Annotated in this window: 21 protein-coding genes and 1 pseudogene; 17 read left to right on the forward strand and 5 right to left on the reverse strand. The window is 34.4% G+C overall.

The features are described 5' to 3' along the window. Positions 1-63 precede the first annotated feature (63 nt). The 17 genes from hutH (at position 64) to H033_RS0112240 (ending at position 17,556) form a co-directional block, all read left to right on the forward strand. Positions 64-1,605 carry a histidine ammonia-lyase gene (hutH, locus tag H033_RS0112160; protein ID WP_026838547.1) on the forward strand — a complete coding sequence of 514 codons (1,542 nt, stop codon included), beginning with the start codon at positions 64-66 and terminating at the stop codon, positions 1,603-1,605. Positions 1,606-1,672: 67 nt separating this feature from the next. Next, the gene (fabG, locus tag H033_RS0112165; protein WP_026838548.1) at positions 1,673-2,410 is read left to right on the forward strand and encodes a 3-oxoacyl-ACP reductase FabG; all 738 of its coding nucleotides are present in this window, start codon (positions 1,673-1,675) and stop codon (positions 2,408-2,410) included. 6 nt (positions 2,411-2,416) lie between these two features. Next, positions 2,417-3,301: a lipid A biosynthesis acyltransferase gene (locus tag H033_RS0112170; RefSeq protein ID WP_034886202.1), complete on the forward strand. Its 885-nt coding sequence runs from the start codon at positions 2,417-2,419 to the stop codon at positions 3,299-3,301. Positions 3,302-3,398: 97 nt separating this feature from the next. Continuing rightward, positions 3,399-3,848 carry a hypothetical protein gene (locus H033_RS0112175; RefSeq protein ID WP_026838550.1) on the forward strand — a complete coding sequence of 150 codons (450 nt, stop codon included), beginning with the start codon at positions 3,399-3,401 and terminating at the stop codon, positions 3,846-3,848. Continuing rightward, positions 3,849-4,268, forward strand: coding sequence for an acyl-CoA thioesterase (locus H033_RS0112180; protein WP_026838551.1), 420 nt, complete (start codon positions 3,849-3,851; stop codon positions 4,266-4,268). Next, positions 4,269-5,411, forward strand: coding sequence for a beta-ketoacyl synthase N-terminal-like domain-containing protein (locus H033_RS0112185; RefSeq protein WP_026838552.1), 1,143 nt, complete (start codon positions 4,269-4,271; stop codon positions 5,409-5,411). Beyond that, entirely contained in the window at positions 5,404-6,015 is a 612-nt protein-coding gene (locus H033_RS0112190; RefSeq protein WP_026838553.1) for a hypothetical protein, read from the forward strand. The genes H033_RS0112185 and H033_RS0112190 overlap by 8 nt, the downstream gene beginning before the upstream one ends. Next, positions 6,008-6,265 (forward strand): phosphopantetheine-binding protein, encoded by a 258-nt coding sequence (locus tag H033_RS0112195; RefSeq protein ID WP_026838554.1) that lies wholly within the window; start codon positions 6,008-6,010, stop codon positions 6,263-6,265. The genes H033_RS0112190 and H033_RS0112195 overlap by 8 nt, the downstream gene beginning before the upstream one ends. A gap of 3 nt (positions 6,266-6,268) precedes the next feature. Then, positions 6,269-7,459: a beta-ketoacyl-[acyl-carrier-protein] synthase family protein gene (locus tag H033_RS0112200; RefSeq protein WP_026838555.1), complete on the forward strand. Its 1,191-nt coding sequence runs from the start codon at positions 6,269-6,271 to the stop codon at positions 7,457-7,459. Further along, positions 7,452-8,516: a beta-ketoacyl synthase chain length factor gene (locus H033_RS0112205; protein WP_026838556.1), complete on the forward strand. Its 1,065-nt coding sequence runs from the start codon at positions 7,452-7,454 to the stop codon at positions 8,514-8,516. The genes H033_RS0112200 and H033_RS0112205 overlap by 8 nt, the downstream gene beginning before the upstream one ends. Next, positions 8,513-9,283 (forward strand): polysaccharide deacetylase family protein, encoded by a 771-nt coding sequence (locus H033_RS0112210; RefSeq protein ID WP_026838557.1) that lies wholly within the window; start codon positions 8,513-8,515, stop codon positions 9,281-9,283. The genes H033_RS0112205 and H033_RS0112210 overlap by 4 nt, the downstream gene beginning before the upstream one ends. Then, positions 9,270-9,890, forward strand: coding sequence for a LolA family protein (locus H033_RS0112215; protein ID WP_026838558.1), 621 nt, complete (start codon positions 9,270-9,272; stop codon positions 9,888-9,890). Before H033_RS0112210 ends, H033_RS0112215 begins: the two co-directional genes overlap by 14 nt. Before the next feature lie 66 nt (positions 9,891-9,956). Further along, positions 9,957-10,325: a hydroxymyristoyl-ACP dehydratase gene (locus tag H033_RS0112220; RefSeq protein ID WP_026838559.1), complete on the forward strand. Its 369-nt coding sequence runs from the start codon at positions 9,957-9,959 to the stop codon at positions 10,323-10,325. A gap of 72 nt (positions 10,326-10,397) precedes the next feature. Continuing rightward, on the forward strand, positions 10,398-11,606 hold the full coding sequence (locus H033_RS0112225; protein ID WP_051227909.1) for a DUF2062 domain-containing protein: 1,209 nt from the start codon (positions 10,398-10,400) through the stop codon (positions 11,604-11,606). Then, positions 11,607-14,588, forward strand: a complete 2,982-nt coding sequence (locus H033_RS0112230) for an MMPL family transporter (RefSeq protein ID WP_026838561.1) — start codon at positions 11,607-11,609, stop codon at positions 14,586-14,588. A 10-nt stretch (positions 14,589-14,598) separates the two neighbouring features. Continuing rightward, on the forward strand, positions 14,599-16,269 hold the full coding sequence (locus tag H033_RS0112235; protein WP_026838562.1) for an acyl-CoA--6-aminopenicillanic acid acyl-transferase: 1,671 nt from the start codon (positions 14,599-14,601) through the stop codon (positions 16,267-16,269). Positions 16,270-16,272: 3 nt separating this feature from the next. Beyond that, entirely contained in the window at positions 16,273-17,556 is a 1,284-nt protein-coding gene (locus tag H033_RS0112240; protein ID WP_026838563.1) for a phenylacetate--CoA ligase family protein, read from the forward strand. 1,592 nt (positions 17,557-19,148) lie between these two features. Here the strand turns inward: H033_RS0112240 and tnpA are convergent. The 5 genes and pseudogenes from tnpA to H033_RS0112265 form a co-directional block, all read right to left on the reverse strand. Beyond that, positions 19,149-19,587, reverse strand: a pseudogene (tnpA, locus tag H033_RS20195) (IS200/IS605 family transposase). Between the two features lie 804 nt (positions 19,588-20,391). Then, on the reverse strand, positions 20,392-21,588 hold the full coding sequence (locus H033_RS0112250; protein ID WP_026838565.1) for a class I SAM-dependent methyltransferase: 1,197 nt from the start codon (positions 21,586-21,588) through the stop codon (positions 20,392-20,394). A 15-nt stretch (positions 21,589-21,603) separates the two neighbouring features. After that, positions 21,604-22,692: an AI-2E family transporter gene (locus tag H033_RS0112255; RefSeq protein WP_026838566.1), complete on the reverse strand. Its 1,089-nt coding sequence runs from the start codon at positions 22,690-22,692 to the stop codon at positions 21,604-21,606. A gap of 12 nt (positions 22,693-22,704) precedes the next feature. Next, a complete protein-coding gene (locus H033_RS0112260; RefSeq protein WP_026838567.1) occupies positions 22,705-23,229 on the reverse strand; it encodes a TrmH family RNA methyltransferase in 525 nt (174 codons plus the stop codon). Then, the gene (locus tag H033_RS0112265) at positions 23,226-23,870 is read right to left on the reverse strand and encodes a DUF4159 domain-containing protein (RefSeq protein WP_026838568.1); all 645 of its coding nucleotides are present in this window, start codon (positions 23,868-23,870) and stop codon (positions 23,226-23,228) included. The genes H033_RS0112260 and H033_RS0112265 overlap by 4 nt, the downstream gene beginning before the upstream one ends. Positions 23,871-23,874: the final 4 nt, after the last annotated feature.

The raw sequence follows: 23,874 nt of genomic DNA on the forward strand, positions 1-23,874 counted from the left end.
TTGTTAAGAGAATTAACAGTTCCTGCAAAGGATACACTACTAATAATCCCGGATTTCTATCGTATGCTCCAAATTACAACTGCTCTTGATTTTAGAAATTTCTATGAGGTCCTTTTTGAAGATTCAAAGATAACTTTCGATCCTTCAGTTATTGAGAGAATGTCCATAAGCTTTAAGTTTTTAGAGGAGTTTTCTAAAAACAAAATAATTTATGGAGTTAATACTGGATTTGGACCGATGGCTCAGTACAAGATCAAAGACAAGGACAGGAAAAAATTGCAATACAATCTTATAAGAAGTCATGCATCAGGAATGGGGAAACCTATGGAGCCTTTATATGTAAAATCTTTGATGTTGGCTAGATTGAACACCTTGGCATTAGGGATGTCTGGAGTACATTCCTCTGTAGTAGAAACTATGCAGCTACTTATAAATAAAGATATCACCCCTTTGATCTTTGAACACGGTGGGGTAGGAGCATCAGGAGATCTGGTGCAGTTGGCACATTTGGCTTTGGTACTTATTGGGGAAGGTGAAGTTTATTATAAAGGAGAAAAAAGAAAGACAGCAGAAGTTTTTTCAGAAGAAAATATAAAACCAATTAAAATAGAGCAAAGGGAAGGCTTAGCCTTGATGAATGGAACTTCGGCAATGACGGGGATTGGAATTGTAAATGTTATTTATGCCAAAAGGTTACTTAATTGGTCTATCTTCTGTTCTTCCGCAATCAATGAAATTGTCGAGGCGTATGACGATCATTTATCTTCAGAATTGAACGGTACAAAGCTTCATATTGGGCAGCAGAAAGTGGCTTCAAAAATGAGAGATCATTTAAAAGATTCGTCTCTTACCCGCGATAGAAATGAACATTTATACAGTGGGAAAAATCCTGAAAGTGAATATTTTGAAGAAAAGGTTCAGGAATATTATAGTTTACGCTGTGTGCCTCAAATTTTAGGGCCTGTTTACGATACAATTGAAAATACCCAGAAGATCTTGATTGAAGAAGTGAATTCTGCCAACGACAATCCCATTATAGATGTGGAAAGAAAACAGGTATATCATGGAGGTAATTTTCATGGAGATTATGTTTCGCTAGAAATGGACAAGCTTAAGTTGGTAGTGACAAAAATGACTATGCTAGCAGAGCGGCAGTTGAATTACCTTTTGAATGACCGACTTAATAATATTTTACCACCTTTTGTGAATTTAGGAGTTCTAGGGCTTAATTTTGGAATGCAGGGCGCTCAATTTTCCGCGGTTTCTACTACAGCAGAGAACCAGATGCTTTCCAACTCTATGTATGTGCACAGTATCCCAAACAATAACGATAATCAGGATATTGTAAGTATGGGGACCAACGCTGCTAATGTTACTAAAACAGTTATAGATAATGCTTTTGAAGTTTTAAGCGTCGAGTTGATAACTATAGTGCAAGCATTGAGACATCTTGAGATAAAAGAACGCTTATCAACAGTAACTCGCGAAAAATTTGAAATATTAAATAAATTAGTTCCAGAGATAAAAGAGGATTTGCCACTTTATAAAACTCAGGAAATAATTAAGGAGTTCATTAAAAATCAGGATGCTTATAAAATTTGCTGAAGTCAATTATTGAAATAATTAAGAGCCTCAGGGAATCAAACCCTCAATGAAGGAATAAAACTTTGCAATGAAATTAAAATATGCTTTAGTAACTGGAGGATCACGAGGAATTGGGAAGGCAATTGCCATAAAACTGGCTGAAGATCTAGGCTATAATATCTTACTGAATTTTCATTCTGATGAAACTGCTGCGTTAGAAACTCAAAAACTTATTGTTGCGAAGCAAGTTCGTTGTGAACTTTTAAAATTTGATGTGTCTAATACCAAAGAAGTTTCTCAATTACTGGAAGAATGGGTGATTAAAAACCCTGAAAGCACTATTGAAGTGCTTATAAATAACGCGGGTATTGCAAAGGACGGTCTATTTATATGGACGAAACTCTCAGACTGGCAATCGGTTATAAATACATCACTTAACGGATTTTATAATTGCTCTCAGGCAGTTTTAAAAAACATGCTAACTCAGCGCTATGGCCGTATTATTAATATAGTTTCACTTTCGGGGCTTAAGGGAAATCCTGGTCAAGTAAACTATTCTGCTGCAAAGGGAGCTGTAATTGCAGCAACAAAAGCTTTAGCTCAAGAAATAGGTAAAAGAAAAGTGACCGTAAATGCTGTTGCTCCGGGTTTTATAAAGTCTGATATGACAGCAGATTTTGATGAAACTAGCCTTAAAAAAATGATCCCATTGAACAGGTTTGGGGAAACAGAGGAAGTTGCAAATCTTGTTTCTTTTCTTGCTTCAGAAAAATCATCCTACATAACTGGAGAGGTGATCAATATAAATGGCGGTTTGTATTCTTAAACTATTATGGCAGAATGGAAAGGGCAATCTAGAGGAACCGTTTTAGGGTTTAAGATCTATGTATTTATAATAAAGACATTCGGGCTTTATGCAGCCTATTTTGTGCTCCTTTTTGTAGCTGCTTATTTTATGATTTTTTCTTTTGACTCTACTAAAAGCACCTACTATCTCTTCCGAAGAAGATTGAATTATTCAGCTTTAAGTGCAATATTTCAGGTGTATAGAAGTTATTTCACCTTTGGAAGAATACAATTGGATAGGATCGCTATAGGTTCAGGATTAAAGAAAAAATATAGTTTCGAATTTGATGGCATCCACCACATTAATGAGCTTCTGGCAAAGAAAAAAGGAGGAATTCTACTAACTGCACATATAGGAAACTTTAATTTAGCGCAGCATTTCTTTAGTGATAAGCACGACTCTGCAGTTGTAAATCTTATAATAACCGACCTGGAACATGAAGAGATAAAGAATTATTTAGAATCTGTTACAGGAAAAACCAGCATTAAAACGATTGTTTTAAATGACGATCTTTCTCATATTTTTCTGATGAATGAAGCTTTAAAGAAAAATGAGCTTTTAGTTTTTGCAGCAGATAGGTATTATAAAGATGCTAAAACATATACTGAAGAATTACTTGGTAAACCTACAAAATTCCCGCAGGGTCCCTTTAAACTTGCCGCACGTAACCAAATACCTGTATTGTTTGTACGTATAATGAGGGAAAAAGGTTTTCATTATCATTTTTATGCAAGACCTTTTGAAGGTACGTCTGACTCTCCAAAAGAATTATTAAAAGCCTATCTTGGAGACTTGGAAGGGATGGTGAGAAAATACCCGCATCAGTGGTATAATTATTATGATTTTTGGAATGATTTCAACCCCTCATAGAGGGTTTATTTATTTAACCTGATGGTTATTTTAAGACATTAAATATTACTCATTTTTCCTCGTAGACTTTGTATCGAGGTTATTGATTTTAAAATTTATGGAGCAAAACTTACTAATAGAACCTATTCTAGATCCTCAACGAATTATTCAACTTATTCCGCAGAAACCACCTTTTGTGATGGTAGATTCATTATTTGAATATACGGCACTTACAGGAAAAACAGGCTTTGCAATCCCGGTAGATAATATATTGGTGGAAGAAGGATTTTTGTCTGAAGCTGGTCTTATCGAACATATGGCGCAGAGCATGTCTTTACATCGTGGATACCAAGGTTTTTTATCTGGTTTAGATAAGCCGAAAACAGGTTTTATTGGCGCTATAAAGACTATTGAAATAAGATCTTTGCCTAAAGCGGCCACCAAGCTTGTTACAAATGTTGAAATTTTAAAAGAAATAATGGGTGTGACCCTTGTAGTTGCTGAAACAGTAGATGAAAATGGAAAAGTTGTAGCAACTTCAGAAATGAAAACAGTAACGGTAGAATAAATGTCCTCAAACATCCTTAAATCCCGAATTCAACTCAAGGTAAGGTTCAATGAATGTGATCCTTTACAGATTGTTTGGCATGGGAATTATTTAAAGTATTTTGAAGAGGGACGTGAGGATTTCTGCATTCAACATAGGATTTCTTATTTAGACATGAAAAATCGTGGTTATGCAACTCCTATAGTAAAATCTAGTTGCGAGCATAAATTGCCTTTAGAATATGGCGACACTTTTGAGGTAGAAACAAGCTTCCAGCCAGTAGATGCTGCAAAACTTGTATTTACTTACAAGATCTTTAAAAAAGACAAATTGGTTTGTGTTGGTGAAACAACTCAGGTTTTTCTAAATGAAAGCAGAGAACTTGTGCTGATTAATCCATCATTTTTCTTAGATTGGAAAAAGAAAATGGGCTTGATCTAAATGATGGATATTTTATTACAGGAAGATTCAATTATCTCTCCACTTGGTTTTTCTACTTCAGAAAATATAAAAGCAATTAAAGCTGGTAATTCTGGGCTTCAATTCCATGAAAATTCAAGGTTTCATAATGGAGGGTTTTATGCTGGAATAATCGACGCGGCCTTATTAGCAGATAATTTTTCTATTATAGGCGATGCTACAAAATTCACTAAACTGGAGCAAATGATGTTGCTTGCAACTCAAAGTGTTTTAAATAATAATGAGTTAGATCTATCGGAAACAGCACTTATCATTTCAAGTACTAAAGGGAATATAGATCTGTTGGGTAATCCACAAAATTTTTCTAAGGATCGGGCAAGTTTAAATTCCTTGGCCAAGATTATTCAAGAATTTTTTGGCCTTAAACTTAAGCCAATTATTGTTTCTAATGCGTGTATTTCCGGGGGGCTTGCAGTCTCAATTGCCAAAAGATTTATACAAGCAGGGAAGTTTAATAATGCCATAGTTGTTGCCGGAGACTTAGTTTCGGACTTTGTAACCTCTGGATTTCAATCTTTTCAGGCATTAAGTGCTACTCCTTGTAAACCCTTTTCAAAGAACAGAGATGGCATTAGTTTGGGAGAAGCAGCAGCGGCAATTTTGGTGAGTAATAATAAAAGGGAAGGTGATTCTGTTAGTTTGGTTGGAGATGCTTCAACAAATGATGCCAATCATATTTCCGGGCCTTCCAGAACCGGTGAAGGTTTATATAAAAGTATACAGCAGGCTTTAAAAGAATCAAAACTATCAGCTTCAGAAATGGATTATTTATCTGCTCACGGTACTGCTACTATATTTAATGACGAAATGGAAGCTATGGCTTTTAATAGAGCAGCCTTAGCCCATGTTCCTGTAAATAGTTTTAAAGGTTTTTATGGACATACTTTAGGTGCTTCGGCTTTAATTGAAACCATTCTTACAAAACATTCATTGCTTAATAATGAATTATATCCTTCGCTTAATTTTGAAGAATTAGGAGTTTCAAAACCTCTTAATATTATTCAGAAAATAGAAAACAAAGAACTTAAAACTGCATTAAAAACAGCTTCTGGTTTTGGTGGTTGTAATTTAGCAATGATATTAAAAAAGAGTTTTAATGGATAAAGCTATAAATCAATTTATTACAAATTCTATTAGGATTAAAAATGATGAGATCTTTTTGAAAAGGGAAGCTATTCTATCTTTTGATTCTAAAATTGATCTCTCTCAATTTTTAAAAGACTCCTATAAGAAATTGGCGCTGAGATATCCAAAATATCATAAGATGGATTCTCTATGTAAATTAGGGATTCTAGGTTCTTCGGTACTACTAAGGAGTCAACATTTTAATGCAGATACCGCTTTGGTTTTTTCTAATGCTTCTTCAAGCCATGATGTAGATATGAAACATGTAAAATCTATGGAAAGCATTGTTTCTCCTGCAGTTTTCGTGTATACCTTGCCAAATATAGTTCTTGGGGAAATAAGTATTAAACATAAACTTCAAAGCGAGAATGTGTTTTTTATTGAAGATAAATTCAATGCCGATTTGTTAGTGGATTATTCTGAAACATTACTGAATTCAGGAAAAGCCTCCAGTGTGGTTTGTGGGTGGATAGAACTGAAAAATGACCAATATGATGTACTTTTGTGCTTGGTTTCAAATAATGGAGAGATCCCGTTTACCAAAGAGAACTTAGAGGAATTATACAGATTTGAAAATGAGTGATTTACGCACAGAGCTTAAACAAAGTATTATAGAACAACTTAACCTTGAAGAATTATCTATAGAAGATATAGATAACGATGATTCACTTTTTGGAGACGGATTGGGATTGGATTCTATAGATGCGTTGGAATTAATTGTGTTACTAGAGAAAGATTACGGAATTAAATTAACCGATCCCAATCAAGGAAAAGAAATCTTTATTTCCATTAATAAAATGGCAGAATATATAGAGTCTCACCGAACTAAATAGTCTATGAATAGAGGAGTTGCCATTACAGGAATGGGAATTATTTCCGCTCTTGGCAGCGGAGTTGAGGCGAATTTTAAAGCCTTAATCAAATCTCAGGATGGGATTACATTTCCTGAGATACTAAAAACTAAACACACCAGTTTTCCTTTAGGTGAAGTAAAAACTCTCAATCTCGATTTTGAAAAGAAACTTCAATTACCAGATCATCACTCCTATACACGTGCTTCACTTCTAGGAATAATTGCAGCTAAGGAGGCTATAAAGTATTCTGGTTTGAATGCAAAAGAGTTGAGTAATACAGGTTTTATTTCTGGTTCCAGTGTGGGTGGAATGGATGCTACAGAGAAATACTATTTAGAATATGAAAAGTCTACTTCACATCATCAATATATCCCTGCGCAACATCCCGGATTTACTACAAATAAGATTTCAGAACACCTTAATATAAAAGGCTTTACCACTACTATTAGCACAGCCTGCTCTTCTGGTGCGAATGCAATTATGCTTGGCGCAAGACTCATTAAGGCAGGGGAATTAAAACGTGTAATTGTGGGAGGAACAGATTGTCTTACAAAATTCACCTTAAACGGATTCAATTCCTTAAAGATCCTTTCTGAAGAAAAATGCAAAGCCTTTGATGATTCCAGAAACGGATTGAATTTAGGAGAAGGGGCTGCTTATTTAGTCCTAGAAGCTGAACATTTAGCAAAGAATAAAAAAATTGTAGGTCGTGTGCTTGGTTACGGAAATGCTAATGATGCTTATCATCAAACCGCTGCTTCTGAAACGGGCGAGGGTGCCTATAAAGCAATGAAAGATGCACTTGAAGTTGCTGGAATTGGTGCTGAAAAGATAGATTATATCAATGCACATGGGACTGCCACCAGAAACAATGATCTTTCAGAGACTAATGCTATTAAGGAGCTCTTTACCTCTGTAATTCCAGATCTTAGTTCTACCAAAGCCTTTACAGGCCATACCTTAGCTGCTGCAGGAGCTTTGGAAGCAGTGTTTAGTATTTTATCTCTTCAAAATAATTTAATTTTTCCTAATTTGAATTTTTCGAAACCAATGAAGGAATCAGGATTACTCCCAATTACCGAATTAAAGCATAAAACTGTTAATTATGTATTGTCTAATTCTTTCGGTTTTGGAGGAAATTGTACGTCCTTAATCTTCAGTAAAAATGAGTAGAACTGTTTATATAACTGGAATTGGAGCGATATCTGCTCAAACTGAAGAAAGTATTTTTTCAGAAAAACCAATCATATATAATTCTAATATATTTCAGGCGATTTCGCCAAATTTCAAAGAGTATATTCCGGCTATGGCTTTAAGAAGAATGTCCACGGCAATTAAAATGGGGCTTACTGCGGGCAAAATGGCCTTGCAAGATGCAAATGTAGAGCTTCCAGATGCTATTATTACAGGAACGGGCGAGGGCTGTAAACAGGATACAGAGAAATTTTTGGAAAGTATGCTCTCTCAAGAAGAGGAGTTATTAACTCCTACTTCTTTTATACAGTCTACCCACAATACTTTAGGAGGGCAGATCGCTTTGAATTTGAAGTGTTCCGGATATAATGTTACTTATTCTCAAGAAAGTACATCTCTGGAATCTGCTTTAATAGATTCCGTATTATTACTTAATGAAAAACCTTCTTTAAATTCAGTTTTGGTGGGAGGTGTAGATGAAGTTTCTAATAAGATCACTTCTTTTGGCTATTTGAATGGTTTTTTAAAACGAGAGGAAATAGAAAATTTAAGTCTGTTCTCAAAGAAATCTGAAGGAACCATAACTTCTGAAGGAGCTTTTTTCTTTAATTTAACTACTGAAAATATAAAGGATTCGTATGCTCAACTAAAAGGCGTGACTAATTTTAAAGCCGAATCATCTATTGAGATTTCAGAAAAAATCACGGAATTTCTATTAAAAAATAGTTTAAGATCACAGGATTTGGATATTGTTTTTCTTGGAAAAAACGGAGATTTAGATCAAGACAAGGTTTCTAATGAGTTGCAAAACACCATGTTTTCTAAAACTTGCCAGCTTGCGTATAAACATCTATCAGGAGATTTTAAAACAGTAACTGGTTTTGCAATTTGGTTGAGTTGTCTGATTTTTAGAAAGCAGCAAATTCCAGCTATTTTAAAATTGAATGAAGTATCTGGTGCAAATCCAAAAAATATACTTTTATACAACTTGTCCTCACATAACAATCATAGCCTAATACTGTTACAAAAACCTTGAGCTACAAACCATTTAATATCGTAGTTATTCTCTTATTCTTTATTGGAGTACTCTTGGTGTTTTTTGAATTCATCTCCATTTGGATCTTGTTGATCGCTGTTCTAGCATATCTATTCTTTTTATTACTGATCTCAACAAATGTTCAATGGAACTTTTTTGTGAAGGCTTATAACAACAATCTCGCAGTAACCAATAGGGAAATAGCACTTACTTTTGATGATGGTCCTGTGGAGAATACTTTAGAGATATTAGCTTTGCTGAAGAAATTTGATATGAAAGCAAGCTTTTTTTGTATTGGCAAGCAAATTAAAGAGAACCCAGAGATCTTTCAGAAGATACTTCAAGATGGGCATTTAGTAGGAAATCATACATTTTCTCATACTCGAAAAATGGGTTTTTTGAGGACTCATCAAATTATTGAAGAAATTAATAGCTGTAATAGGATTGCTTTCGAGATCGGAGGAATCAACTTAAAAACCTTTAGACCGCCATTTGGAATTATTAATCCAAAGGTGCAAAGAGCATTGAACAGTACAGGACATCAGGTTATTGGATGGAATTTACGGTCTTATGATGCCATTCTAAATTCTAAGAATTTTATTTTAAAAAGGATCATTAAAAATATAAAACCCGGAGATGTCATTTTATTACACGATAACAATCTCCAAACGGTAGAAATCTTGGAACAATTGTTGTTATTTTTGCAAACCAACAATTATAGATCCGTTAGGGTAGATAATTTATTTCAATTAAATGCGTATTCTTAAACTAGCTGTTTTTTTTATTTCGGTTGCAACATTTGCGCAAACTCCTTTGACGGAAGCGGAAACCATTAAATTCAAAGAAATTGTTTCTAAGCGTTCAGACGCCTTGGAAAGTTTGTCTAGTGATTTCCTCCAGACCAAGTATATTAAAATGATGAAAGGTGCCGCAATTAGTAGTGGTAGATTATATTACCTGGCTCCAGATATACTTAAATGGGAGTATAAACAACCCTATAATTATAAGATATTATTTAAAGACAGTAAACTTTTTATTGATGACGATGGTTATAAATCTGTAACCGATCTCAAATCTAATAAGCTTTTCGAAAAGTTAGTCACATTGATCTCAGGCAGTATTAATGGTAAGTTACTAGAAGATAAAAAGAATTATGACGTTTCTTATTTTAAAACTACGAATCTTATCTCTGCGGTTATTGTTCCAAAAGACGCGACCATAAGAGAAATGTTCAACCAAATAGTTCTGCTATTTGATAGGAACTTTGTAGTGATCACCGTGAGACTTATAGAAGCATCTGGAGATTATACTGAGATAGATTTTAAAAACATCAGGTTTAATCAACCTATACATCCCACAGTTTTTCAGAATTAAAAATCATCAAGTCTTAGTATCAGAATCAAATTTCTATCTATTTTAGCTTTTCTAAATAGATAGTATATGCTTTTAAAGGATTTTTATTCAGTAGTAAGTTCAACAGAACTAGCAGGGGAATTTATAACTGAAGTAAAGATAAATAAGGATCACGATCTATATAGAGGACACTTTCCAGATAGACCTGTAACTCCGGGAGTTATTTTAATGCAACTATTCAAGGAGGAAGCAGAGCGAAGGTCTAATAAAAAGTTGCAATTGGCAACCGCTGCTAATGTCAAGTTTATGGCAGTTGTAGATCCTAATATTTGTGAAAAGCTAATATTGCAATCTTCTATAGTCTCTGAAAATGGAATTTTAAAGCTTAAAGGAATTGCTAAACAGAATGATACTATCTCCTTAAAGATCAGCGCTACTTACAAGCCTATTTCTTAACATAATTAAATCCATCACTGCTAAACGGTTCCATTTATAAACAATACTTTTGTTTTTTTAAATTTCGACTGTTTGAGTGCTTCACCTATATTCCAATCCAGATTTGATGCTTTACAGTGTTGTGTAGTGATACCAACCTATAACAACGAAAAGTCATTAGCTTCAGTTATACAGGATGTCTTGGTGTACACCAATAATATAATTATAGTTAATGATGGTTCTATAGATGACACCGTCAATATTTTAAGCCAATTTTCTCAACTTACTATTTTTAATAGCCCTATAAACCAAGGAAAAGGTACTGCGCTAAAAAAAGGTTTTGAATTAGCTGTAAAGGCTGGTTATAAATATACCATTACCATAGATTCAGATGGGCAGCATTATGCCGATGATCTTGATGTTTTTCTAACTGAGTTAGAGAAAAAAGGGAAAAATGATAGAGAATTATTGTTAGTAGGAGATCGCAACATGGGGCAAGATGGAATTCCTATGAAAAGTTCTACTGGGAATAAATTCTCTAACTTTTGGTATATGGTAGTTACCGGGAATCAATTACATGATACTCAAAGTGGCTATAGGCTTTATCCTTTAGAAATAGTTAATAATATCCCTCTTTATACCAGAAAATTCGAGTTTGAGATTGAGGTAATCGTAAAAGCAGTCTGGCGAAAAGTAGAGGTGAAGAACATTCCTATAAAAGTTCTATATCAAGAAGGAGCAGATAGGGTTTCTCATTTTAGGCCTTTTGAAGATATTGTTAGAATCGTATTTTTATATATGTGGTTTGTATTGGTGAGTTTTCTATATATTCATCCTAGAAACAAATATCAAGATTTTAAGGACAAAGGTTTTAAAAAATTCTGGAATGAAGATGTTATAAAAAGCCAAGAACCTGCACATAAAAAAGCAGCAGCTATTGCACTTGGCGTATTTGTTGGGATTTCACCATTTTGGGGACTACATACTTTGTTAGTTTTTGTACTAGCAGCTAGCTTTAAATTAAATAAGGTAATTGCTTTTCTGTTTTCCAATATCAGTATTCCACCGCTTATACCAATAATCATTTACGCGAGTTATCAGGCAGGTTCTGTGCTCACAGGAAATGGGTATAATTTGGGATTGAGCTTATCTGATTTTGATTCTTCCACAGAAATATTTAATGGTTTATGGCAATATATTATAGGAAGTATGGCTTTGGCAGCATTCACCTCTTTAATACTGTGGATTGTCTTTTATTTCTTATTTTCGATGACTAATCCAAAACAGGTTATCAAGCCATAAATGTTCAACTTTAACCAGTACTTAAAGCAACATAAATATCTCGCGATATTTTCAGGAATCCTGATCTTATCCTTGTTATCTTTTTTGGCTTCTAAAATAAATTTAGAAGAAGATATTACCAGCCTTATTCCTGAAGGTGCGCAGCAGGATGTGCTTAAAAAAGTCTTGGATCAAACTGAATTTTCAGATAAAATTATCGTTACTATTTCCTCTACTTCTGAAGAAAGTTCTCCAGAGGAACTTACTAAATATGCTCAACGCTTTATAGATACTATAAATTCTGATCTTCCGGAATATGTGAAAAATATTCAGGGAAAAGTACCAGAAGAAGGGATCTTGGAGATCTATGATTTTGTTTATGATAATTTGCCTTTACTCTTGAATAATTCAGATTATGAAGCAATAAACAATCGACTCGAGTTAGATACTATTCAGCAACGATTAAAAGATGATTATAAAAGCATTATTTCTCCAACCGGTCTCGTAACCAAGGATTTTATTTTTAAAGACCCGCTTTCTTTCACGAATCTAGGTTTAAAAAAGCTAGAAGAATTACAGGTAGGGGATGATTTCAAATTATACAATAGTTTTCTGCTAACAAAAGATGAAAAACATTTATTGTTATTCTTATCTCCAACTTTTCCATCTTCAGAAACAGATAAGAATACTGTTTTTATTGAAAAATTAAAAGAGATCCAAAACTCATTGAATGCTGAATATTCATTCGTGAATGCAGAGTTCTTTGGCGGAGTATTATATTCTGTGGCCAATGCAAACCAGATTAAAAAAGATATTAAATTAACTCTTGGTTTTGCTAGTGGTGTTCTATTACTGCTTTTAATTTTCTATTACAGAAGGATCTATATTCCACTGATATTATTTATTCCTAGCATCATAGGTGCAATAACAGCTATTGCGGTTTTATATATATTTAAAGGAAGTATTTCGGCTATTTCAGTAGGAATTGGAGCTATTTTGTTGGGAATCAGTTTAGATTATGCCTTGCATATTCTCACGCACTATAAGAATAATAATGACCTCCCTCAATTATATAGAGATGTTACCGGGCCTATTTTAATGAGTAGCGGTACAACCGCAGTTGCATTTTTATGTCTGTTATTCGTGAAAAGTGAAGCTTTGAATGATCTGGGAATATTTGCTGCCGTAAGTGTTTTGGTAGCTTCTGTAGTTGCACTTATACTTATCCCCATTTTGTATAGGGTCCCAAAGGAAAATGTAAATACAAAGGAGACTTTTATAGATAAAATTGCTGGAATAGCCTACCATAAAAAATCATTTCTGGTAATAGCGATCTTAGGCTTGTTTGTTTTTAGTCTTTTTTATTTTACAAAAGTTCAATTCAATAATGATCTTTCAGCAATTAATTTTGAACCAACAGAGATTAAACAAGCTGAAAAGCAAGTTCAGTCTATTGCCGGAAACGCAGCAAAATCCATCTATCTGGTAACCTATGGAAATACTACAGATGAAGCTCTTGAAGCCAATAATGAACTTTATGAGAAACTAAACGTACTTAAGGATTCTGGAAAAATTGAAGGTTTTAGTAGTATTGGGGGAGTGGTGCTTTCCACAAACACGCAACTAGAGAAAATTAATAAATGGAAAGATTTCTGGACTCAAGAGCGGCAAGAAAAACTTAAATCTACATTGATTACTGAATCTTCAGAATTTGGATTTAGACCAGAAAGTTTTGAAAGCCTGTATGATCAAATCTCTAAAGATTTTGACCCTATTTATCTAGAGGATTATAGGGAAACAAAGACCTTATATCTGGACGATTTTTTATCTTCTAAACAAGATCTTGCAACAGTAACTACTTCTATAAATTTAGATCCAAAAACTTCAGAAGAAATTCTATCAACTTTAAAGGAGTCTAAGAACGTAGTGGTAATAGATAGAAAGCAGTTAAATCAGAGTTTCTTAGGAAATTTAAAGAATGATTTTAATCAACTTATCAGCTACTCAATAATTGCTGTTTTTCTAATTCTTTTAATCTGCTATAGATCGTTTGTTCTAAGTTTTTTAACCCTTCTACCCATAGGTATTACGTGGGTGATCGCTTTAGGAATGATGGCCTTCTTTAATATAGAATTCAATATTTTAAATATTATAATATCTACATTCATCTTTGGATTAGGTCTGGATTATAGCATTTTTATCACTAATGCATTTTTGAAGGAATATGAATTCGGCATCAAAGTGCTTAAAACCTACCGCACTTCCATATTGCTTTCAGTAATTACAACTTTGCTAGGGATTGGAGCATTATTCTTTGCTAAGCATCCTGCCTTGAGATCAATTTCAATCGTATCTATAATTGGAGTATTTTCGGCAGTTTCGGTTGCATTTATTTTACAAGGTGCGATCTTCGACTTTCTGTTTATTAGACCTAGAGAAAAAGGTCTAGCTCCCTATACTGCATTAGGATTGGCTATTAATTTCAATAAGAATTCTAATAAGGATAAATTGTATTTTAAAAAAGAGATAATTGCTAATTATAGATATAAGAAGATATATAGATTGGTAAAAAAAGATTTTGAAAAGAATAAAGATCGCTATCTTAAAGTTGCTGAATTTTTTGACAATGAAAATATTCTTCATTTTTATTCAGATTTTGGATTATTGTCAATTTATCTGCATTTTAAGAATCCTGAAAATTTAGTGACCGGCTTAGAATTAGATCTTGAAAAACTTCAAATTGCAAACAATTGTTACGCAGCTCAATCTGAAAAATTAAACTTTGAAAACGAACTCCCTGAGAATTTCTCTGAATTCAAGTCGATTGTGATCTGCAAATCTTCCAATAAATTATTTGAAAAAGAGATCCATAAATTAGTTGCTAAACAAGTTGAAAAAGTGATAATTTTAGATAAAGATTACGCATATCAATGGATCGTAGACTCAAATTTTGAGATTCATTATCGCCAAAACGGAGTGATCTTGCTTCAAAGAATGGTTTAAAAGCCAAAAAATGAAACTGATTATAATTCGCTTAGGGGCTTTTCTTTTCATTATTCTTCTACAATTCTCTTGTGGGATTAATAGAAATATGCAGAATAGGCCTGATATTTCCGGGATAGAAAATATAGACACCCTACGAACAAAGCATAATGACAGTCTTTATACTATTGGAAATAATATCCTTTTAAAGAACAAATATGGGATCTGGGAATTATATATAGAAGGAGATGCTCTGGAAAGAGGGATTATAAATGGTTCTCTTACCCGCGAGTTGATACATAAGCAAGAGACTGCTTTTATGACTAGGATAGAATCACTGGTTCCCTCTACTGGTTATCAAAAGTTTTTATCCAAAACAATTGGCTGGTTTAACCGGAAGATCTATCTACATGTCCCAGAGGTGTACAAACAAGAGATTTACGGGATCTCAAGATTCGCATTACCCAAATACAATTCTTTTGCTCCCGCTTATGTGCGAATGCTTTATTTACATGGAGCTCACGATATTGGACATGCATTACAAGATTTAATGCTAGTTGGTTGCACCTCTTTTGCTGCTTGGGATTCTAATACCGAAGATGGGGAATTATTATTAGGTAGAAATTTCGATTTTTATGCGGGTGATGAATTTGCTGAAGAAAAAATAGTAGCCTTTGTAAACCCAGATGCAGGTCATAAATTTATGATGTATACCTGGGGAGGAATGATAGGTGTGGTAAGCGGAATGAACGAAAAAGGGCTCACTGTTACTATAAATGCTGGGAAATCTAAAATCCCACTTATTGCAAAAACACCAATTTCACTTGTGGCGAGAGAGATCTTGCAATATGCAGAAAATACTGAGGAGGCCATCGCAATAGCTCAAAAAAGAGAAGTTTTTGTATCTGAATCTATTATGATTGGTAGCGCTTCAGAAAATAAAGCAATTTTAATTGAAGTATCCCCGGATAATTTTGGAGTATTTGAAGTTCCAAATTCAGATCAGCTTATATGTAGTAATCATTTTCAGAGTGAAGTTTTTAAAGACGATAGAAGAAATTCTGAATCAATTTTAGAAAGTCATACCCAATATAGATATGACAGAATGAAGGAATTACTGGCTACTAATAACTCTTTAAATCCTGAAAAAGCTGCAGCGATATTGAGAAATAAAGAAGGTCTTGAAGGCGTAGATTTGGGCTTTGGAAATGAAAAAGCAATCAACCAGCTTCTTGCGCATCATGGAATTATTTTTAAACCTGAAGAAAGAAAAGTTTGGGTAAGTGCAAATCCCTATCAGTTGGGAGCTTTTGTAGCTTATGATCTTATTGAAGCTTTCGAAATCTTTGAAAAGGGTTCTAATCTGAAAAGTGTGATGAATGCTTCGGAAACCATTCCTGCAGATGAATTTATTTATTCTGAAGAGTTTAAGGATTATGAAGAATATAGGGTTTTATATAGAAAACTTCATGAGCTGGTTTCACATCAAAAATTTGTAAAAACTGAAGATCTCGAAAAATTGATTCAGCTAAATCCAAATTATTGGAAAGGATTTGCCTTGGCTGGGGATTATTATTTTCAGCAAAAGAAATATAAAAAAGCAATTATATATTTTAAACAAGCTAAAATGAGGGAAGTTACTAGCTTAACCGACCTTAATTATCTTGAAAAAATGATTGCTAAAAGCACTCGTAAATTATAAAATATGACTCCCATTCAAACTTCCTCTATAGAGAAAATTGCAAGAATACAATGGTTAGAATTACAAAAGCAGTTGCTATATCTTAAAAAGAATTCTAAATTCTACAAGCAGCTTTTTAAAGCGCATGCTATAGATATGAGTGAAATTAAGACGGGAGCCGATCTAAAGCGTATCCCGGTTACAACTAAGGAAGATCTTCAGCAATTTAATGAGGATTTCCTGTGTGTTCCCAGTGAAGATGTTATAGATCATGTTACTACCTCTGGCACTTTAGGGAAGCCTGTAAATTTCTTATTAAATGAAGCTGATCTGGAAAGGCTAGCAATAAATGAAATGCAATCTTTTAAAATTGCAGGTATTTTAAAAGGAGATAAAGTTCAAATTACTACTACCTTAGACAGAAGGTTCATTGCAGGTATGGCTTATTTCTTGGGTTTAAGGAAGCTTGGTGCAGGAATTATTAGAACTGGAAGTGGATTACCACATTTACAATGGGATTCTATAGAGCGCTTTAAACCGAATTATTTGGTAGCAGTACCTTCATTTTTATTGAAAATGATAGAATACGCAGTGTCGAATGGAATAGATTATAAGAAATCATCTATAAAAGCGGCTATTTGTATAGGAGAACCTCTAAGAGATCAGAATTTTGAATTGAATGCTTTGGGCAGAAAGATCACTGAGCTTTGGGATATAGAATTATTCTCTACCTACGCATCTACAGAAATGGCTACAGCCTTTACGGAATGTGAACATCATACAGGAAATCATATTCAACCTGAATTAGTTTATACAGAGGTTTTAGATGAAGCTGGAAATCCTGTAAAAATCGCAGAAATAGGGGAGTTGGTAGTTACCACATTACAAGTACAAACTATGCCGCTCTTGCGTTTTGCGACAGGAGATATGGTGAGTTATATTAACGAAATATGTAAATGTGGTAGAAATACAATGCGATTAAGCCCTGTTTTGGGCAGAAAGAAACAGCATATAAAATATAAAGGCACTAGCTTATATCCACAGCATATTATAGATGTAATTGTAGAATTTAATACTATTTCCAATTTTGTGGTCATTGTACAAAAAGATGAAACTGAGATGGATCTATTACTCGTGAAAATTTCTAATTCATTATCTAAATTGGAACAAGAGCTGTTAAATCAACATTTTCAAACCCGATTGCATGTTATTCCTAAAATTGAAATGGTGAGTGACACTGAAATAAATAGTTTAAAGAATCCAACGGGAAGTAGAAAACCTGTGTTATTTCTTGATTTGAGAGGTTAATAGTTCCCTGAGATTATTCGTTTTACTACGTTGCGCTCTGAATGACAAAGTATGTCATCCCGACGCTAGGAGGGATCTCTTTTTAAGTTGAATTGTGCTTCATTAAGATTCTTCGCTTCACTGCGTTGCACTCTGAATGACAAAGTAATGTCATCCCGACGCGAGGAGGGATCTCTTATTGAGTTGGATTTTGCTTCGTTGAGATTCATCGCTTCACTGCGTTGCGCTCTGAATGACAAATCGCACTATCACGTCATCCTGAATTTATTTCAGGATCTTAATGTAAATGATTATTAAATAAAATAGAAGCTGAAACGAGTTCAGCTTGGCGATAGCTTGTCATCCCGACGTGAGGAGGGATCTCTTGTTGAGTTGGATTGTGCTTCGTTGAGATTCTTCGCTCCACTGCGTTGCGCTCTGAATGACAAAGTAATGTCATCCCGACGCGAGGAGGGATCTGTTTTTAAGTTGAATTTTACTTCGTTGAGATTCTTCGCTTCACTGCGTTGCGCTCTGAATGACAAAGTATGTCATCCCGACGCTAGGAGGGATCTCTTGTTGAGTTGGATTTAGCTTCGTTGAGATTCTTCGCTTCACTGCGTTGCGCTCTGAATGACAAATCGCAATATCACGTCATCCTGAATTTATTTCAGGATCTTAATGTGAATGACTATTAAAAAAAATAGAAGCTGAAACAAGTTCAGCTTGACGATAGCTTGTCATCCCGACCTTAGGAGGGATCTCTTTTAGAGTTGAATTTTGCTTCGTTGAGATTCTTCGCTCCACTGCGTTGCGCTCTGAATGACAAATATTGTCATCCCGACGCGAGGAGGGATCTCTTTTTAAGTTGGATTTTGCTTCTTTGAGATTCTTCGCACCACTGCGTTGCGCTCTGAATGACAAAGTAATGTCACCCCGACTTGAGTAAGGATCTCATTTAAAGTTGAATTTTGCTTCGTTGAGATTCTTCGCTTCACTGCGTTGCGCTCTGAATGACAATTCGCACTATCACGTCATCCTGAATTTATTTCAGGATCTTAATGTGAATGACTATTAAATAAAATAGAAGCTGAAACAAGTTCAGCTTGACGATAGCTTGTCATCCCGACGTGAGGAGGGATCTCATTTAAAGTTAAATTTTACTTCGTTGAGATTCTTCACTTCACTGCGTTGCGCTCTGAATGACAATTCGCACTATTACGTCATCCTGAATTTATTTCAGGATCTCATGGTGAATGACTATTAAATAAAATAGAAGCTGAAACAAGTTCAGCTTGACGATAGCTTGTCATCCCGACCAGAGGAGGGATCTCTTTTTAAGTTGAATTTTGCTTCGTTGAGATTCTTCACTTCACTGCGTTGCGCTCTGAATGACAAAGTAATGTCATCCCGACGCGAGGAGGGATCTCTTTTTAAGTTGGATTGTGCTTCATTGAGATTCTTCGCTTCACTGCGTTGCGCTCTGAATGACAAATCACACTATTACGTCATCCTGAATTTATTTCAGGATCTTAATGTGAATAACTATTAAATGAACCACTATGGACTTGAAGTCCATAGTTTCGGGCTGGTGACTTGAAGTCACCCAATGGTCATTTCTCCAATATAAAGTCTGTGTTTTCACCATCACCTGGCTTTCTATGATGTTCCAAATATTCATTCACTATTTCATCGGTTATATTTCCTGTACTCCAGCAACCAAAACCTATTGCCCAAAAATGACGACCCCAATACTTTGATTTTAGTGAAGGGAACTCCTGTTGAAGTTTTCGTGAACTCCTGCCCTTAAGTTTCTTTACCAGATAGCTTATACTCATCGATGGACGATATTCAATGTGCATGTGGACGTGGTCTTTGGATATAACTCCTTTCAAAAATTATGAGATCTTCAGTTTCACATATCTGTATCAGAAGGGTTCGGCAACGAATTTGTTTATCACCAATCAGAACAGGATAACGATACTTTGTACTCCAAACTATATGAGCAGATAACCTTGAAACTGTATGTCCATTACTTCTTTGGTCTGGCATAAAACGAAGGTAGGTCTTTTTAGAAGCTAAAGCGAAATGCACTAAAGTGCATAGTTTTAACTATTTTTGAGACCAATAAAACTGAAGCTGAAACAAGTTCAGCTTGACGATAGTTTGTCATCCCGACGCGAGGAGGGATCTCTTTTTAAGTTGAATTTTGCTTCGTTGAGATTCTTCGCTTCACTGCGTTGCGCTCTGAATGACAATTCGCACTATCACGTCATCCTGAATTTATTTCAGGATCTTAATGTGAATGACTATTAAATAAAATAGAAGCTGAAACAAGTTCAGCTTGACGATAGCTTGTCATCCCGACGTGAGGAGGGATCTCATTTAAAGTTAAATTTTACTTCGTTGAGATTCTTCACTTCACTGCGTTGCGCTCTGAATGACAAATCGCACTATTACGTCATCCTGAATTTATTTCAGGATCTTAATGTGAATAACTATTAAATAAAATAGAAGCTGAAACAAGTTCAGCTTGACGATAGCTTGTCATCCCGACCAGAGGAGGGATCTCTTTTTAAGTTGGATTTTGCTCCGTTGAGATTCTTCGCTTCACTGCGTTGCGCTCTGAATGACAAAGTAATGTCATCCCGACGCGAGGAGGGATCTCTTTTTAAGTTGGATTGTGCTTCATTGAGATTCTTCGCTTCACTGCGTTGCGCTCTGAATGACAAATCGCACTATCACGTCATCCTGAATTTATTTCAGGATCTTAATGTGAATGACTATTAAAAAAAATAGAAGCTGAAACAAGTTCAGCTTGACGATAGCTTGTCATCCCGACGCGAGGAGGGATGTCTAAGATCCCTTGAGATTATTAACTTTTCTACAAACCACAACAATTTTATCGTTGTTAAGATCGGTTGTAAAAAAGAGATAATCATTTCCACCATCTTCAATCTTCAATTCTTTTCTAATTTCATTTACAGATTTTGGAAAATTTCTTGTGGTAATATTTGCCTTTTTTAGTTTTAGAAATCTTTTTAAAGCTTTCTTATTATATGGTATAATTTCTATGATCTCGAAACTTCTGCCTGGAAAATGCTGCAATTCTTCAGAAGTAAACAAATGAGAATTAGCTTGTAGTTTATAGGTATTGGTTTCAGAAGATAAGGCACTAAAAAGCTTACTTTTCATGATCGCCGGATTGGGCTCATAAAGAAATTTTAATGGGAAGCTATATTTTGAAGGTTCTGCTTCATCATCTAAAAGTGCTTCAAAATACTGAGTCTCCTTATTGGATATATTGATGGTTTTGATTTTTATCTTCTTCGAAATATTTCTATTCAATACCCACAACAACTCCTTAACTTCATTATTTACTGATACGATATGAATTTCCACTACTTTTCTCAATTCAGAAATTCCGGCAGAAAGATCTAGTAGAGGAGAAGACTTTATTAAGATATTATCTGATTTTTGAAATAGTAGTTTTAAATTCTCGGGGACATTGGGCGTGCATTGTTCTAAAAGAAATACTTTTCCTCCATAGTCGTCTCTTCTGGCTGGATCCAAATAGATCCAATCTACTTTTTCGTCTAATTCTGCTAAAATCTTTAATCCATCTCCAACATGGGTTTTTATATTTGCCGCACCTAAGCTTTTAAAATTATGTGTTGCTAAATGAGAGAGTTCTTTATTAAGCTCGCAATAAATCACTTTCTTAAATTTCTTCGAAAAATAATAATCATCAATCCCAAAACCGCCCGTAAGATCTATTAGAGTACTACCGTTAATTAGTTCGCTCTTATATTTTGCTGTGATTTCTGAAGACGTTTGCTCTAAATTTAAATTAGGAGGATAGAGAATGTCCTGATTTTTAAACCATGTAGGCAATTTGTTTTTGGCCTTTTTTAATCCGGAGATCTGTGTTGCGATTTCTTGAATGCTAACATCTGGAAAAGGGGAGCCTTTTAAAATAAGTTTAGTAATATCCTCGTGCAGATGTTCCTTAATAAACTTTTGGACTTCTGGATGTAAAAGTGCTTTGTTCAACAAGCTAAAAGGGGTTTAAAGATCTCTAGTAAGTCTCTTAACGATCTTATATTCGCTCAAAGATTCCTTAGCGATCACTTTTAAAGCAGTATAAAAAGGAATTGCTACTACCATTCCAATAATTCCAAATAAAAGCCCTGAAATAAGGATAATAAGAAATATCTCTAAGGGATGCGATCTTACACTGGCACCAAAGATTAACGGCTGACTTATTAAATTATCTATTAATTGAGAAATGGAATAACCCATCATTACAAAAATTAGTTTAGGTAAGATTACCACCTGAAAATCTGCACCAAGATTACTGGAAATCACGAACAAGGCCATAAGGATACCAGCGAAAATAGGACCTAAATAGGGAACTAAATTCAAAATGGCACATATAAATGCAATTGCCAAGGGATTATTTATTTCATATATACTTAGTAATAAAAAGTACAGAACAAACAAAACAAACACTTGCATAGTAAGTCCTACAAAATACCTAGAAAGTAATATCTTGATCTTATTAAATACTCTCTGAAATTTATCTTCCTCTCCTTTATTAGCAAAAACCAAAATACTATTCAGCATCAATTTACTATCCTTTAATAGAAAAAATGAAATGAACATAATGGAAAAAACGGCTATTAATGTGGCACCTAAAATTCCGAAAACACTATTTAAGAACTTTGGAATAAGATTCACATCAAAACTCTGAGCAAGCTCACTTTTCTTTAAGCTTTCCATCAAATTAATGTCTTCAACTCCCAGATATTCATTGATCTGTTCGTTCATTAAATTGATATCTTTCTTAAAAGCCTCTACGTCTATTTGTCCTACTTGATGACTTTGTTCAATTACAATAGGAACAAATACTAGGATTATTCCAACGAATATAGCTAAAACAAAAAGCAGCACAATTATAACAGCTGCCAAATTTGGCACTTTAAGCCGTGATCTTAAAAAGATAACGATTGGTCTTCCTATCAAAGAAATTACTCCTGCAATAGCTATGTAAACTAGTACAGATTGAATTTTAAATAGAAAGAATAAAAGAAGAAAGATCCCTAATAGAATCCCTAAAGCTCTTAATATCCCGTAAGAAAATGTTTTTGCGTTCACAGGGTAAAGATATTATTTCTGACGAAAGGTAAGAAAGGTTTTTGAAAATTCGTACAAAGCAATTCCAGTTGCCTGAGAAACGTTCATACTACTGTTGTTTCCAAACATAGGAATATGAACTTTAGTTTGAACAGTATCTAGAACCAGTTGACTAATTCCATGTCTTTCATTTCCCACAATGAGTAAGATCTTTGAATCATTTTTTAGGACAAGCGCATCTAAGGCCACACTATCTGATGTAATTTCCAGAGCGACAGGTTCATAACCCTTGGATTTATAACTTTCAATTGTTTCTATTATATTCTCGGTATGATCAAAATCTACTCTTTCAAAAGTACCTCGTGCGGTTCTTCGGAGTCTGTTACTTTTTAAATTGATTGGAGTTCCCGAAAAAATTATTTGTTCAATATTAAAAGCATCAGCAAGTCTAAATAAACTTCCTATATTGGCTTCACCCATTATATTATCTGTGAGAATAATAATAGGAAATTTATTTTCAGATTCAGAATGCTTGGAATGATCTAGTTGTAAGCTCAATTTTCAAAAACATATTTAATAATATTTGCTCCCATTTGTAAGGCTTTCAAACGCACTTCTGGCGGATCGTTGTGCACAGCAGGATCTTCCCAGCCATCACCAAGATCACTTTCAAAAGTAAAAAGTAAGATGAGCCTTTCATTGTCAAATAAGCCCAAAGCTTGGGGTCCCAAACCATCATGCTCATGAATCTTAGGCAAACCGTTTGGAAAGTTATAAGCACTGCTAAAAATAGGATGAGTAGCTGGTAATTCCTGTAGCTCCTTATTAGGAAATATCTTTTTTAATTCAGCTCTTATAAATTTATTCATCCCATAATTATCGTCTATATGAAGAAATCCTCCTCCTAATAAATAAGTTCTAAGATTTTTAGCCTCTTCATTGCTAAAAAACACATTTCCATGACCCGTCATATGGATAAATGGATATTGAAAGATTGCAATACTTCCGGGCGTAACAGTTTCTACCTTATTTTTAAATGCAGTATTAATATTTTGATTGCAAAATTTTATAAGATTGGGTAATGCCGTTGGGTTTGCATACCAATCTCCACCTCCTTGATATTTTAATAAGGCAATTTCCTGAGCAGTCATAGAGAGACTAAATATAGAAAATAGGATTATGGCAGTAACTTGTTTCATTTAA

Source organism: Gillisia sp. JM1, from assembly GCF_000424645.1.
Taxonomy (GTDB): Bacteria; Bacteroidota; Bacteroidia; order Flavobacteriales; family Flavobacteriaceae; genus Gillisia.

Coding starts and splice junctions, on each gene's coding strand:
- hutH (WP_026838547.1), top strand. CDS start 64: ATGCTCCAAATTACAACTGCTCTTGATTTTAGAAATTTCTATGAGGTC.
- fabG (WP_026838548.1), top strand. CDS start 1,673: ATGAAATTAAAATATGCTTTAGTAACTGGAGGATCACGAGGAATTGGG.
- H033_RS0112170 (WP_034886202.1), top strand. CDS start 2,417: ATGGCAGAATGGAAAGGGCAATCTAGAGGAACCGTTTTAGGGTTTAAG.
- H033_RS0112175 (WP_026838550.1), top strand. CDS start 3,399: ATGGAGCAAAACTTACTAATAGAACCTATTCTAGATCCTCAACGAATT.
- H033_RS0112180 (WP_026838551.1), top strand. CDS start 3,849: ATGTCCTCAAACATCCTTAAATCCCGAATTCAACTCAAGGTAAGGTTC.
- H033_RS0112185 (WP_026838552.1), top strand. CDS start 4,269: ATGATGGATATTTTATTACAGGAAGATTCAATTATCTCTCCACTTGGT.
- H033_RS0112190 (WP_026838553.1), top strand. CDS start 5,404: ATGGATAAAGCTATAAATCAATTTATTACAAATTCTATTAGGATTAAA.
- H033_RS0112195 (WP_026838554.1), top strand. CDS start 6,008: ATGAGTGATTTACGCACAGAGCTTAAACAAAGTATTATAGAACAACTT.
- H033_RS0112200 (WP_026838555.1), top strand. CDS start 6,269: ATGAATAGAGGAGTTGCCATTACAGGAATGGGAATTATTTCCGCTCTT.
- H033_RS0112205 (WP_026838556.1), top strand. CDS start 7,452: ATGAGTAGAACTGTTTATATAACTGGAATTGGAGCGATATCTGCTCAA.
- H033_RS0112215 (WP_026838558.1), top strand. CDS start 9,270: ATGCGTATTCTTAAACTAGCTGTTTTTTTTATTTCGGTTGCAACATTT.
- H033_RS0112220 (WP_026838559.1), top strand. CDS start 9,957: ATGCTTTTAAAGGATTTTTATTCAGTAGTAAGTTCAACAGAACTAGCA.
- H033_RS0112230 (WP_026838561.1), top strand. CDS start 11,607: ATGTTCAACTTTAACCAGTACTTAAAGCAACATAAATATCTCGCGATA.
- H033_RS0112235 (WP_026838562.1), top strand. CDS start 14,599: ATGAAACTGATTATAATTCGCTTAGGGGCTTTTCTTTTCATTATTCTT.
- H033_RS0112240 (WP_026838563.1), top strand. CDS start 16,273: ATGACTCCCATTCAAACTTCCTCTATAGAGAAAATTGCAAGAATACAA.
- H033_RS0112265 (WP_026838568.1), bottom strand. CDS start 23,870: ATGAAACAAGTTACTGCCATAATCCTATTTTCTATATTTAGTCTCTCT.